Origin of the sequence: Agrobacterium sp. SORGH_AS 787, assembly GCF_030819035.1 — a bacterium.
GTDB lineage: Bacteria > Pseudomonadota > Alphaproteobacteria > Rhizobiales > Rhizobiaceae > Agrobacterium > Agrobacterium larrymoorei_B.
Genome location: NZ_JAUTBG010000002.1, coordinates 1,471,427 through 1,483,575 on the forward strand (window position 1 = coordinate 1,471,427; position 12,149 = coordinate 1,483,575).

Consider the following 12,149-nt stretch of genomic DNA (forward strand, 5'->3'; position numbering starts at 1 on the left):
TAAAGACCGGCCCGAGCGCCGGTCTTTTTCGTTTCTGGACGTCTCCACTCCTCGATGGCTTTGGCGCTGAAAATTTCCATGGTGGAGAAAACAGACAGCCTCACGCAAGGCCCGCATCCTAACGTCATCAGGAACAGGAATAGAGGATTCGACATGAGCCTTTTTGGAACGATGAAAACTGCTGTATCCGGCATGGGCGCTCAGGCCAACAAGCTCGGGACCGTCGGTGACAACATCGCCAATGCCAGCACCACTGGCTACAAGAGTGCATCGACATCCTTTTCGACCCTCGTGCTCGGCGCGAACGGCGGCACTTATAATTCCGGTGGCGTGATGACGAAGGTCAACTATTCCATCACCCAGAACGGACCTTTGCAGTCTACGCAATCTCCAACCGATATCGCCATTCAGGGCGATGGCTTCTTCGTGGTCGAAGACCCAAGCGGCAATGTGTTTCTCACTCGTGCAGGCCAGTTCGTGCCGGACGATGACGGCTTCCTCGTCAATGCGTCCGGCTTCAAGCTGTTGGGCTACAAGTATGATGGCACCACGCCAACCACCGTGATTAACAGCTATGACGGTCTCGTTCCTGTCAATGCATCGGCTGACGGCATGCAGGCAACGGTCTCCACACTCGGCTCGTTAACGGGCAACTTGTCTTCTTCCGCGCCGATCGTGGCTGCTGGCAACCGCCCCAGCGCGAACAACAGCTCGGTCGTCGTCGATCAGGTCAGCACGTTGAAAACGTCTGTCACCGGCTACGATCCGCTCGGCAATTCGGTGAAGTACGATTTCTACTTCACGAAGACCGCAGACAACGAGTGGGAAGTTTCCGTGTATGACGCCAAGTTCGCGACCGATCCGGGCGGGTTCCCTTATTCCCAGCCTGCCTTGTTGAACGAAACATTGACCTACGATGCTGGAAAGCTGCAGAATGATCCGCCCAAGATCACTGTCTCCGATAGCGTCAACGACATGGACGTGACGTTCGATCTCTCGGGAATGTCCCAGCTCGGCGCGGACAAATCGACGATTTCCAAGGGCGGCGTGAACGGTAACGCGGCTGAAGCGGTTCAGTCGATCTCTATTACGGCGGACGGGACGGTCTATGCAACCTATGCCAAGTCCTCGCCGCGGCCGCTTTACCGCGTTCCGCTCGCCGATGTGGCAAGCCCGGACAATCTCAAGGTCCTTTCCGGCAATGCCTTCCAGACGACTGCTGAATCGGGTGTGGTCACCTTGGGCTTCGCGGGTCAGACGGGCTATGGCTCGATTGCGTCCAAGCAGTTGGAGCAGTCGAACGTCGATATCGCGAACGAACTGACGGAAATGATCCAGGCCCAGCGCAGCTACACCGCGAACTCAAAAGTCTTCCAAACAGGTTCGGATATGATGGACGTCCTCATCAATCTGGCACGATAACAGCTTCTGGAGACGGGTGAATGGCGCTCAGTACGACACTTAATACGGCTAAGGCCACTCTGGGTAACACGTCACTCTCAAGTGCCGTCGTTTCGAATAATATTTCGAATGCAGGCTCAAGCGACTACAACCGTCGGGCTGCGATCACCACGGTCAATACGTTGACAGGCGCAATCACCGTCAAGATTGAGCGTGCCGAAGATGGTGCTCTTCTTAAGCAATATCTTTCCGCCGCCTCAGATGATGCGGGCAAACAGAAGTTGCTGGCGGGCATGAAGTCGTTGAGCGTGGTTATGGGAGGTGACGAGTACACCGCTGCCCCATCCACCTATCTCGCGTCCCTGCAAAACGCGCTGAATACCTATGCCGCGTCGCCGACAGATATCACGCTGGCCTCCGCCGTTGTCAGTGCCGCTACCGATACGACCAATGCGCTGAACACCTCCACTAAGGCAGTTCAGCAACTTAGGGCAGATGCCGACAGCGAAATCGATACGTCGATCACGCGATTGAACCAGTTACTGACCGATTTCGGCCAAGCCAATGATCAGGTCAAATACGCTACTCTCGTCGGGCGGGACCCCAATAATGCTCTCGACAAGCGCGAAAGCCTGCTCAAGGAAATTTCCGGTATCATCGGTATCTCCACGGCAACGCGCCCCGGCAACGATATTGCGATCTATACGACCGATGGCACGACGCTGTTTGAGACGACGCCGAGGAAAGTGTCGTTTGACGCGAAGGCCGCGTATGATGCGAGCACAAACGGTTCGCCGATCTTCATAGATGGCGTGATGGTCAAGACTGGCTCCGGTAGCAATACCACGGCCAAGGGAAGCCTGCCGGCACTTCTTCAGTTACGTGATGAAGTGTACCCGACCTATCAGGCTCAGCTTGACGAGATCGCGCGCAGCTTGATGGGATCCTTCGCCGAAAAAGATGGCGCAGGAAATCCGATTGCCGGTCTGTTCACAACGCGCGATGGCTCAACAGTCGACTTCGAAACCCCGGCGAAGATACCAGGCCTCGCCGGCTTGATTTCGGTCTCGGCCGATGCGGTCGCAACCCCCACGAAACTGCGTGACGGCAACATCGCCGGCGTCAGTCCTAACACAGCCGGATCGAGTGGCTATTCCACCGTGCTTTACGGATACGCGAAGGAGATGAACACGCAGAGGGATTTCGATCCCGCTGCGGGCATCTCCAGGAACACGACGCTGCTCAGTTTCGCAACGGACTCGGTTGGCTTTGCGGAGCAGTATCGCAGCAATGCCGCGTCGGCGGCCGACAATACATCGGCCATGTTGACGAAGTCGAAGGAAGCCTACTCGAACGCGACAGGCGTCAATCTCGATGAAGAGTTGATCCAGCTTCTCGATATCGAGCAGTCCTACAAGGCTGCAGCAAAGCTGATGACGACTGTGGATGACCTTCTGAAGACATTGTTGGCGGCGGCGAACTGATATGAAAACCACCTCAATCTCATCCCAAAGTGTTAGCACGGCCATGCATTTGACGGTGTCCAATGCGCAAGCAGAAATCAGCAAGCTGCAGAAGGAAGCCGTTACGGGCACTTACGCGGATGTCGGTTTGGAGCTAGGAGCGCGGACATCGACGAGTCTCGACTACACGCGCGAAAGCAAACGGCTTCAGTCCATCATCGAATCCAACTCGGTCGCGCAGCAGAGAATGGATGCTTCTCAGCTCGCGATGAAAAACATGTCCGAGTCAGCTCAAACGCTTCTCAATTCGATTGTGGCTTTGGGTGGCAGTTCCGACTCGAGCAGCATCGGCGTCGCTGCGAAGACTGCTACGTCGGTGCTTGAGAATTTTACCAGCTATGCCAACACAGCTGTGAACGGCGAGTATCTTTTTTCCGGCATCAACACCGACGCCCAAACTCTCAATGACGGTTTCATCAACAGTGTCACCACTGATTTCAAGGCCAGGTTCGACGCGGAGTTTCCTGATCCATCTACAGCAACGGCGTCAGATGTAGCGAACTTCCTGCAGAACTATCAGGCTGGTTTTGATTGGGGCAGTTGGACGAACGCGTCGGAAACGACGATGAGCAGCCGTATCAGTACGTCGGAAACCGTGTCGACATCTGCTAGCGCCGCCTCTGAAGGGTTCAGAAATCTCGTACTTGCCAGCGTCATATCCTCGCAATTGGTTGGCTCCGGGCTAGGACCTGGGGCGCTTGCTGCGGTGAACGACACCACTACCAAACTTGCTGGCGCCGCGATTGCCGGTATCGACACGCAGCGTGCGAATATCGGTCTGTCACAGGAGCGGGTCGAAAAGGCGAACAGCTACATGGGTGCTCAGAAGACCATTATCGACACGCAGCTTACCGGCTTGGTTGGCATCGACACATATGAGGCATCCACGCGCCTTACGACCCTGATGAACCAGGTTGAGACATCTTACAAAATAACTGGGAAAATCCAGGGACTTAGCCTCGTCAATTTCATCTAGAGGGACTTATACGCCGATGAGGGGCGGTACATTGGGCCATGAAGGAAAGATAAATGTTCCAGTTTTCATATGCGGAGATAATGGAGGATGACCCACATGTCGCTCGCAATAGGGAAAGACAGGTCTTGGAGCGCTCCATTGAGCTCTTGGAAATTGCCAAGAACCAGGGGCGATATGGCAAGGACGGGATAGAAGCGATCTTTTACACTCGACAGGTATGGACTCGTTTCATCGACGATCTGCAGCAGCCCGAGAACGAACTGCCAGTCGAGCTGAAAGCCAACCTTATCTCCATCGCAATTTGGATTTTGAAAGAGTGCGAAGAAATACGCAAGCGCGACTCGACGAACTACCAAGGCATTATTGACGTGACAACCATCATCAAGGATGGACTTAAATGAAAAGTACACTGCGGATTTCCTTGAAGTCTGGGGAAAAGATCTTCATCAACGGCGCAGTTCTTCGTGTCGACAGGAAGGTTTCCCTGGAATTCCTCAACGATGTGACGTTTCTCCTTGAGAACCATGTCTTGCAGCTTGAGGATACGACGACACCTCTGCGGCAGCTGTACTTCATCGTACAGATGATGCTGATCAATCCGGAAGGCAAGGAGCAGTCTCTGACCCTCTTCCGCAAGTCGATCACCATGCTGCTTGCGACTTTCAAGAACGAAGAGATCCGTTCTGAGCTGAAGCGTATCGATGCCACCGTTTCGTCGGGCCGTCCTTTCGACGCACTGAAGACTATTCGCGGTCTCTACGCCAAGGAAGAGACCATTCTCAGCAGTCAGGAAATCACGCCGGCTGTTGTCAACGAACTGCGAAGGGAAATCGCACCATGGTAGACGCCGTAACGGGTGCGAAATCGACGCAGACAACCTCGGCATCGAAAACCGACGCCAAGAAGGCGTCGTTGGATTACGACAACTTCCTCAAGCTCTTGATCACCCAGATGAAGAACCAGGATCCGACGAATCCAATGGACCCGAGCCAGCAGGTCGCCCAGTTGGCCACGTTCTCTCAGGTCGAGCAGTCGATCAAGATGAACACCAATCTGGAAAGCCTGATCTCGGCATCGTCACTGTCGAACGCGTCCTCCTATATCGGCAAGACGATCACCAGCGCCGACGGTCAGACCAGCGGCGTCGTGAAGTCCGTCGAAGTCACCGCCGAGGGTCTCTCCGCAACCACGGTGGCAGGATCGACGATCGCGATCGGCCAGGGCATCAAAATCTCGCAGACGGCGTCTTAACGCCTTCTGTCGAATCATATAGCGTCTCCCATGGTCGTATCACGCGGCCATGCCCACCGTTTCAGGTACGGCATCCTTTGGCCGAATGAGACGAGCGGATCGAGATGAACGAGGCAGACGCTCTCGATATCATGCAAAATGCCATATGGACCGTGCTGGTGGCATCGGGACCTGCCGTCCTTGCCGCAATGGCAGTCGGCATCATCATCGCATTCGTGCAGGCCCTGACCCAGATTCAGGAAATGACGCTGACCTTCGTACCGAAGATCATCGCCGTCATGGTGGCGATTGCCTTTTCAGCGCCCTTCGTTGGCTCGCAAATCTCGCTCTTCACCAATCTGGTTTTCTCCCGCATCCAGTCCGGCTTCTGATCGGATCCTCTTGTCAAGCTTCTTCAAAGACTAGGCTTGACCAAGTGGTGGCGTTCATTCGCGTCCGTGTTGTCGTTGACATTTTTGTAGATAGTCAGCCATCGAAGTGTCGTGCAAAACCGTTGCACGTGGTCCTGGCCAGTTGAGCCAGGTTACTGATCGTGGAGGGGGCTTGGCAAACAGGCGATTGACCGAAGAGGTGCCAAGCCGAGACGGTTTCTTCAGCCATAGGAGAAATCGCGATGAACCATGTGCTGCTTGACGTAAAAGACAATCAGGTCCGTTGAACGCGGTGCTCAATCGAGCAAAAAACTTCGATCTTGTGGGAGAAATAGATGGTGCTGCGAAAGAGGATTGAACTCTCGACCTCTCCCTTACCAAGGGAGTGCTCTACCACTGAGCTACCGCAGCATCTGTCGCCGAAGCGCTGCCTCGACATCAAGTGGGCGCCTATTGCCATAGGTTTTTGATGAGCGCAAGCGTCAAAGTGCGACTTCACCATACCTTTCTGAAAAAAGCGACGGACACTGTTGAACGGCGCGAAATTCGTTTATGACACCGCCTATGGACGAACATCAGGACGAAACCCCGCAAAAGCCGCTCGCATCCGGGCAAAGCGGCCCCGGCGAAAAGGCAAAGCAGCGAGAAGCGGAACGCAAGGCACGAGCTGCAAAAAAGCTACGTGAAAACCTTGCCCGCCGTAAGCAGCAGCTGCGCGCCCGTCGTGCGGGCGACGAAGACGATACAATCGGACTTCCTGCCGCAAAAACGAACGAATCGTGCTGACAAGAACGAAAGCATGTCGCGCAAAAATGTACAGCGGTTTTGCGATAACGACATGCTGTAACAAGGACCTAAAGCGTATGAGCGAATCTGAAAGATCGCGACACGCTTTAGCCGGGGACAATTGAAACGGACAGGGGTTTCATCTTTCGCGCCAACTCTCGTCTGAGTGGGCGGCATCAAATCTTTTTCAGCTGTGCTGTCGCTTGCCGGCATGCCGGCACCAACACATGCCTGAACGGCATCAAGGAAAGGCGAGCGCAAGGCTCGTAAGGGACGAATGGATCGTATCAGAATCACAGGCGGGAATGAGCTGAACGGCATCATCCCGATTTCCGGCGCCAAGAATGCCGCACTGCCGCTGATGATTGCATCGCTGCTGACCAGCGACACGCTGACGCTCGAGAACGTGCCGCATCTTGCCGATGTCGAACAGCTGATCCGCATTCTCGGCAACCACGGCGTCGACATCTCCGTCAACGGCCGTCGTGAAAGCCAGGGCGAAAGCTATTCCCGCACCGTGCATTTCACCTGCCGGACGATCGTCGATACGACCGCGCCTTACGAACTGGTCTCCAAGATGCGTGCGAGCTTCTGGGTCATCGGCCCGCTTCTTGCCCGTGAGGGAAGGGCGCGCGTTTCGCTGCCCGGCGGCTGCGCCATCGGTACCCGTCCCGTCGACCTCTTCATCGAAGGGCTGGAAGCGCTTGGCGCGACCATGGAAATCGATGGCGGTTACATCAACGCAACCGCACCCGCCGGTGGTCTGATCGGCGCGACCTATACCTTCCCGAAAGTCTCGGTCGGTGCAACGCATGTCATGCTGATGGCGGCAACGCTTGCTCGTGGCACGACGATCATTCACAATGCGGCTCGTGAGCCCGAAGTCGTGGATCTTGCCGAGTGCCTATCCGCCATGGGTGCGAAGATCGAGGGAGCCGGCACCTCCACCATCACCATCGAAGGTGTGACCTCGCTCTCCGGCGCCCGCCACCGCGTTCTCCCGGATCGCATCGAAACGGGAACCTACGCCATGGCGGTCGCCATGACAGGCGGTGACGTTCTTCTGGAAGGGACGCGCGCCTCGCTGCTCGACAACGCCATCGATACGTTGCAGCTTGCCGGCGCAACCATCACCGAAACGGAGAGCGGCCTGCGCGTCGTGCGCAACGGCAACGGCATCCGCCCCGTCGATGTCGTCACCGAACCATTCCCCGGTTTCCCGACGGACTTGCAGGCGCAATTCATGGCGCTGATGACGCGCGCAGATGGCGTGTCGCATATCACCGAAACCATTTTCGAAAACCGCTTCATGCACGTGCAGGAACTTGCCCGCCTCGGCGCCAAGATTTCCCTGTCGGGCCAGATGGCGCGCATCGAAGGCGTCTCCCGCTTGCGCGGCGCGCCTGTGATGGCGACTGACCTTCGCGCCTCGGTTTCGCTCGTCATTGCCGGACTTGTGGCCGAAGGCGAAACCATGGTGTCGCGCGTCTATCACCTGGATCGCGGCTTTGAACGTCTCGAAGAAAAGCTGAACCGTTGCGGCGCGAAAGTCGAGCGCGTCAGCGACTGATCCTCCATTGACGGGGCCGCGTCCGTTGAAGAACCGGCCCCGACTGCCTATCTCCAGATCAACCACTTGAACAGCGACGCAAACGCGCATGCGGCACGCGTCGTGTTTCACACATGTTGAACGCGAGAGTGCGGACTTGTCCGCGAGATGAGGACCAAGAAACGATGAGCGGCCTTAAACTCATGGCGCTGGATGGCGAAGACCTTGCCATCATTTCTACCCACATGCAGGACAGTGTCTTCAAGCTGAAAGACGTGTCATTCGAGCCGAGACCTGGCCAGTTCGTTCTCTCTGCCAACCGTTTTGTCTGGGAACATGGGGTCAAGAAGAACCATCCGCCAGAACGTTGCCGCTCTGCTCTGGTTCTCAAACGCGTATCGGCCGTCCGCTCCAGCGGCATCAACCGCGCCGACAAGGAGCAGGTTCACTCCCTTCTCGCCATCCGCTTCATCCAGAAGGGCGAGGGTCCTGACGGAACCATCGAGCTGACGCTTTCCGGTGGCGGCGCCATTGCGCTCGACGTGGAATGCATCGAGGCGCAACTGACGGATCTCAGCGGTGCGTGGGAAACCGAATCCCGCCCCTTCCATCCGGCAGACTAAATCTTGAGCTGACGAAGCGGGCAGGGAATTGCCTTGCCCGCATGTTTCGATTTATGCCACATACCCATGTGCCGTCTCATCGTTGGGGCTGCAGAGAATTTCGCCTCGCACGCATCGCGAGGCTCTCGAAAAGGGTGACGTGAAGTGGCAATCTGGCTGGAGCAATCCTCTTCTGATTTCGAACAGGCTTTCGCCGCGTTCCTGACGACGAAGCGTGAGGTTTCGGAAGATGTGAACGCGGTCGTTCGTGACATCATCGAGGAGGTCCGAAAGCGCGGCGATGAGGCCTTGGCCCATTACTCGCTGAAATTCGACGGTCTGGACTTCTCTAAAATCTCCATGCGCGTCACCGAAGCGGAAATCGACGCCGCAGTGGCCGAGGTCGATCTCGTCGTTCTCGACGCCTTGAAGTTCGCAGCCCAGCGTATCGAAAAGCACCACGCGCGGCAGATGCCGAAGGACGATATCTACGAAGACGATATCGGTGTGGGCCTAGGTTCCAGATGGACGGCGATCGAGGCTGTTGGCCTCTATGTACCAGGCGGTACCGCTAGCTATCCGAGCTCGGTGCTGATGAATGCCGTTCCGGCAAAAGTCGCAGGCGTTGAGCGTATCGTCATGGTCGTTCCCGCCAATGCCGGCAAGATCAACCCGGCAGTGCTGGCGGCAGCGCGTATCGCAGGTGTGGAGGAAATCTATCGTATTGGTGGCGCGCAGGCTATTGCCGCCCTTGCCTATGGTACTCAGATCATTGCCCCCGTGGCCAAGATCGTCGGACCGGGCAATGCCTATGTGGCTGCCGCCAAGCGCCATGTATTCGGCACCGTCGGCATCGACATGATTGCCGGACCGTCAGAAGTCTTGGTCATTGCCGATAAACATAACGATCCGGATTGGCTTGCCGCCGATCTTCTGGCACAGGCCGAACACGATCCGGGCGCGCAATCCATTCTCATCACCGATGATGCGGAGCTTGGCCGCGCAGTCGAGAAAGCTGTCGAGCGTCAACTGAAGCAGCTTTCCCGTGCGCAGACTGCCACCGCCAGCTGGCGCGATTTCGGTGCGATCATCCTGGTGGATGAGCTTATCGCCTCGATCCCGCTTGCCAACCGCATCGCTGCGGAGCACCTGGAACTTGCCGTCGATGATCCCGATGCGCTGATGGCGGGCATTCGCAATGCGGGCGCCATCTTCGTCGGTCGCCATACGCCGGAAGTCATCGGCGACTATGTCGGCGGATCGAACCACGTCCTGCCCACCGCTCGCTCGGCACGCTTCTCGTCGGGTCTTTCGGTCCTGGATTTCGTCAAGCGCACGTCGATCCTGAGGCTCGGCCCGGAACAGTTGCGCCAGCTGGCACCGGCTGCCATCACGCTTGCCAACTCCGAAGGGCTGGATGCACATGCGCGGTCGGTCGGCATTCGCCTAAATCCGTAAGGGTAGCAGATGGCGGCAGGCGATTTCAGACTCTGCGACGTGGTGCTGGACGAGAGTATCGGCCGGTCCACGCCTGACGTGGAGCATGAGCGCGCCGTCGCGATCTTCGACCTGATCGAGGAAAACAGCTTCGAGCCGATTGGGCACGAGGGCGGACCGTACCGGCTGAACATCTCGCTGGTGGATGCAAAGCTCGTCTTCGCCATCACCACGGAGGATGGACAAGATGTCGCCATCCACATTCTCTCGCTGACGCCATTTCGCCGCATCATCAAGGATTACTTCCTGATTTGCGAAAGTTACTACGAGGCGATCCGGTCCTCGACGCCGAGCCAGATCGAGGCGATCGATATGGGCAGGCGCGGCATTCACAATGATGGATCGCAAACGCTGATGGATCGTCTTGCGGGAAAGATCAAGGTGGATTTCGATACCGCACGCCGCCTCTTTACCCTCGTCTGTGTCCTGTATTGGCGAGGCTAGGGATGGAAGGTCCGGCCGCTCCAGACTTGAAAGAGAAGGCCCCGCGCGCCATATTATTCATGTGCGGCATGAACTCCATCCGTTCCCCCATGGCAGAGGTCATCGCCAAGCAGATCGTCGCTCCCGGCATCTATATCCAGTCCGCGGGTGTCAGGGCAGGCGAACGCGACCCCTTCGTCGATGCGGTTCTGGACGAGTCCGGTCTCACACTTGGCAAGCACAAGCCGCGCACGATGGATGAGATCGAGGACGATTTCTTCGATCTGATCATCACCTTAACACCCGAGGCCCATCACGCCGCACTTGAGTTGACGCGTTACAATGCGCTTGACGTGGTCTACTGGCCGACCATGGATCCGACGGTCGAAACCGGCTCCAGAGAGCAAAGACTGGAAGCCTATCGCGAGGTTCGCGATCACCTGAAAAAGCTCATTTCCGAACGCCTGCCGCAACGCGCACAGCCATTTTCGGAAACGCTTTAAAGCGGACGACAATTTAGGTTCACAAATGTGCGGCGATTGTGTAGTTTCCGCGCAATTTTCCCGGGCACTTTACGCCTGGTATCATCAACAGGAAGAAACAAACCTATATGACAAAAGAAGAAGTCCTTGAATTCCCGGGCGTCGTGACCGAACTCCTGCCCAATGCGACGTTTCGTGTGAAGCTGGAAAACGAGCATGAGATCATTGCTCACACGGCAGGACGCATGCGCAAGAACCGTATCCGCGTTCTCGCTGGCGACAAGGTCCTGGTCGAAATGACCCCTTACGACCTCACCAAAGGCCGCATCACCTACCGTTTCAAGTAATCGCCCGATAGATCGGACGGCTGGCAGAGCATGACAGACCCAAAACAAAAGCTGATTCTGGCTTCCGGATCGCCACGCCGTCTTGAGCTCCTGCATCAGGTGGGTATCGAACCCACGCGCCTGATGCCGATGGACATCGACGAAACTCCCGCGCGCCTCGAACATCCCCGCACACTCTGCCGTCGCCTGTCTTTGCAGAAGGCACAGGCCGCTCACAAAGCGGTCAAGGGCGAACTCGCTTGGCGGGATGCCTATATTCTCGGTTCGGATACGGTCGTCGCCGTCGGTCGCAGGATTGTCGGCAAGGCGGAATATATCGAGGACGCTTCGGCGGCTCTCCATCTTCTCTCCGGCAGAAGCCACTGGGTCTATACGGGCATTTGCCTGATCACTCCGAATGGCAAGGTGCGTCAGAAGGTGGCCGAAACCAAGGTCCGCTTCAAGCGCCTGTCGCAGTTCGAAATTGAAAACTACATCGCGTCCGGCCAATGGCGTGGCAAGGCTGGCGCCTATGCCATTCAGGGCATCGCCGGCTGCTTCGTACAAAAGCTGACGGGCTCCTACACCAATGTGGTGGGACTGCCGCTTTATGAGACGGCGGCGCTTCTGGCAGGCGAGGGCTTCGAAGTCACGTCGGGCTGGCAGGAAGGCTGAGAAGCATGACGTCCGATCCCAAGGTCACGCCCCTACGCAAGGCACAGCCATGCCCCGAATGCGGCAGGCCATCGACCCGCGAAGATTATCCCTTCTGCTCCGATCGCTGCCGTTCGCTCGATCTATCCCGGTGGCTGAACGGCTCTTACGCCATTCCCGTCGCCGATGACGAGGAACTCGCCGAGAAGCAGCGCCGCACCGATAACGATAGCGACTATTAGAGGCGCAATTCGTTCAGCGGGACGCGCGGCGCGCTAACTTTTTGAACCTGCGCATCGTGCTTATAC

At 56.9% G+C, this 12,149-nt stretch carries 16 protein-coding genes and 1 tRNA gene; 16 read left to right on the top strand and 1 reads right to left on the bottom strand.

Features of this window, described 5'->3' with window-relative positions:
• Window positions 1-153: 153 nt before the first annotated feature.
• The 7 genes from QE435_RS16290 (at window position 154) to fliQ (ending at window position 5,522) form a co-directional block, all read left to right on the top strand.
• A complete protein-coding gene (locus QE435_RS16290) occupies window positions 154-1,422 on the top strand; it encodes a flagellar hook protein FlgE (protein WP_349042013.1) in 1,269 nt (422 codons plus the stop codon).
• Window positions 1,423-1,442: 20 nt separating this feature from the next.
• The gene (gene flgK / locus QE435_RS16295; protein ID WP_309772387.1) at window positions 1,443-2,885 is read left to right on the top strand and encodes a flagellar hook-associated protein FlgK; all 1,443 of its coding nucleotides are present in this window, start codon (window positions 1,443-1,445) and stop codon (window positions 2,883-2,885) included.
• 1 nt (window position 2,886) lies between these two features.
• A complete protein-coding gene (locus tag QE435_RS16300) occupies window positions 2,887-3,900 on the top strand; it encodes a flagellar hook-associated family protein (protein ID WP_306931041.1) in 1,014 nt (337 codons plus the stop codon).
• A 53-nt stretch (window positions 3,901-3,953) separates the two neighbouring features.
• The gene (gene flaF, locus QE435_RS16305; RefSeq protein WP_306931043.1) at window positions 3,954-4,301 is read left to right on the top strand and encodes a flagellar biosynthesis regulator FlaF; all 348 of its coding nucleotides are present in this window, start codon (window positions 3,954-3,956) and stop codon (window positions 4,299-4,301) included.
• Entirely contained in the window at window positions 4,298-4,744 is a 447-nt protein-coding gene (gene flbT / locus QE435_RS16310; RefSeq protein WP_306931044.1) for a flagellar biosynthesis repressor FlbT, read from the top strand. Before flaF ends, flbT begins: the two co-directional genes overlap by 4 nt.
• Window positions 4,738-5,151, top strand: coding sequence for a flagellar hook assembly protein FlgD (gene flgD / locus QE435_RS16315; RefSeq protein WP_349042014.1), 414 nt, complete (start codon window positions 4,738-4,740; stop codon window positions 5,149-5,151). Before flbT ends, flgD begins: the two co-directional genes overlap by 7 nt.
• Window positions 5,152-5,255: 104 nt before the next feature.
• Window positions 5,256-5,522, top strand: coding sequence for a flagellar biosynthesis protein FliQ (gene fliQ / locus QE435_RS16320; protein ID WP_306931048.1), 267 nt, complete (start codon window positions 5,256-5,258; stop codon window positions 5,520-5,522).
• 336 nt (window positions 5,523-5,858) lie between these two features.
• Here the strand turns inward: fliQ and QE435_RS16325 are convergent.
• Window positions 5,859-5,933 (bottom strand) — tRNA-Thr (locus QE435_RS16325).
• Between the two features lie 153 nt (window positions 5,934-6,086).
• On the opposite strand from QE435_RS16325, the gene QE435_RS16330 reads away from it, so the two are divergent.
• The 9 genes from QE435_RS16330 to yacG all read left to right on the top strand — a co-directional run bounded on the left by QE435_RS16330 (window position 6,087) and on the right by yacG (window position 12,083).
• Window positions 6,087-6,308, top strand: coding sequence for a hypothetical protein (locus tag QE435_RS16330; protein WP_306931050.1), 222 nt, complete (start codon window positions 6,087-6,089; stop codon window positions 6,306-6,308).
• Between the two features lie 277 nt (window positions 6,309-6,585).
• Complete coding sequence (murA, locus tag QE435_RS16335) at window positions 6,586-7,878, top strand: UDP-N-acetylglucosamine 1-carboxyvinyltransferase (protein WP_306931052.1); 1,293 nt, start codon at window positions 6,586-6,588, stop codon at window positions 7,876-7,878.
• 164 nt (window positions 7,879-8,042) lie between these two features.
• Window positions 8,043-8,480, top strand: a complete 438-nt coding sequence (locus QE435_RS16340; RefSeq protein ID WP_349042015.1) for a DUF2948 family protein — start codon at window positions 8,043-8,045, stop codon at window positions 8,478-8,480.
• Between the two features lie 144 nt (window positions 8,481-8,624).
• Window positions 8,625-9,917: a histidinol dehydrogenase gene (hisD, locus tag QE435_RS16345; protein WP_349042016.1), complete on the top strand. Its 1,293-nt coding sequence runs from the start codon at window positions 8,625-8,627 to the stop codon at window positions 9,915-9,917.
• 9 nt (window positions 9,918-9,926) lie between these two features.
• A complete protein-coding gene (locus tag QE435_RS16350) occupies window positions 9,927-10,400 on the top strand; it encodes a UPF0262 family protein (RefSeq protein WP_309772412.1) in 474 nt (157 codons plus the stop codon).
• A gap of 2 nt (window positions 10,401-10,402) precedes the next feature.
• Complete coding sequence (locus tag QE435_RS16355) at window positions 10,403-10,882, top strand: low molecular weight phosphatase family protein (RefSeq protein WP_306931059.1); 480 nt, start codon at window positions 10,403-10,405, stop codon at window positions 10,880-10,882.
• Window positions 10,883-10,989: 107 nt separating this feature from the next.
• Window positions 10,990-11,208, top strand: a complete 219-nt coding sequence (gene infA, locus QE435_RS16360; RefSeq protein ID WP_027673809.1) for a translation initiation factor IF-1 — start codon at window positions 10,990-10,992, stop codon at window positions 11,206-11,208.
• 30 nt (window positions 11,209-11,238) lie between these two features.
• Window positions 11,239-11,862: a Maf-like protein gene (locus tag QE435_RS16365; protein WP_062426064.1), complete on the top strand. Its 624-nt coding sequence runs from the start codon at window positions 11,239-11,241 to the stop codon at window positions 11,860-11,862.
• Window positions 11,863-11,867: 5 nt separating this feature from the next.
• Window positions 11,868-12,083, top strand: coding sequence for a DNA gyrase inhibitor YacG (gene yacG / locus QE435_RS16370; RefSeq protein WP_309772414.1), 216 nt, complete (start codon window positions 11,868-11,870; stop codon window positions 12,081-12,083).
• Window positions 12,084-12,149: the final 66 nt, after the last annotated feature.

Bases quoted from the DNA above. Each gene is read 5' to 3' on its own strand.
- QE435_RS16290 (WP_349042013.1), top strand. From the start codon at position 154: ATGAGCCTTTTTGGAACGATGAAAACTGCTGTATCCGGCATGGGCGCT.
- flgK (WP_309772387.1), top strand. From the start codon at position 1,443: ATGGCGCTCAGTACGACACTTAATACGGCTAAGGCCACTCTGGGTAAC.
- QE435_RS16300 (WP_306931041.1), top strand. From the start codon at position 2,887: ATGAAAACCACCTCAATCTCATCCCAAAGTGTTAGCACGGCCATGCAT.
- flaF (WP_306931043.1), top strand. From the start codon at position 3,954: ATGTTCCAGTTTTCATATGCGGAGATAATGGAGGATGACCCACATGTC.
- flbT (WP_306931044.1), top strand. From the start codon at position 4,298: ATGAAAAGTACACTGCGGATTTCCTTGAAGTCTGGGGAAAAGATCTTC.
- flgD (WP_349042014.1), top strand. From the start codon at position 4,738: ATGGTAGACGCCGTAACGGGTGCGAAATCGACGCAGACAACCTCGGCA.
- fliQ (WP_306931048.1), top strand. From the start codon at position 5,256: ATGAACGAGGCAGACGCTCTCGATATCATGCAAAATGCCATATGGACC.
- QE435_RS16330 (WP_306931050.1), top strand. From the start codon at position 6,087: ATGGACGAACATCAGGACGAAACCCCGCAAAAGCCGCTCGCATCCGGG.
- murA (WP_306931052.1), top strand. From the start codon at position 6,586: ATGGATCGTATCAGAATCACAGGCGGGAATGAGCTGAACGGCATCATC.
- QE435_RS16340 (WP_349042015.1), top strand. From the start codon at position 8,043: ATGAGCGGCCTTAAACTCATGGCGCTGGATGGCGAAGACCTTGCCATC.
- QE435_RS16350 (WP_309772412.1), top strand. From the start codon at position 9,927: ATGGCGGCAGGCGATTTCAGACTCTGCGACGTGGTGCTGGACGAGAGT.
- QE435_RS16355 (WP_306931059.1), top strand. From the start codon at position 10,403: ATGGAAGGTCCGGCCGCTCCAGACTTGAAAGAGAAGGCCCCGCGCGCC.
- infA (WP_027673809.1), top strand. From the start codon at position 10,990: ATGACAAAAGAAGAAGTCCTTGAATTCCCGGGCGTCGTGACCGAACTC.
- QE435_RS16365 (WP_062426064.1), top strand. From the start codon at position 11,239: ATGACAGACCCAAAACAAAAGCTGATTCTGGCTTCCGGATCGCCACGC.
- yacG (WP_309772414.1), top strand. From the start codon at position 11,868: ATGACGTCCGATCCCAAGGTCACGCCCCTACGCAAGGCACAGCCATGC.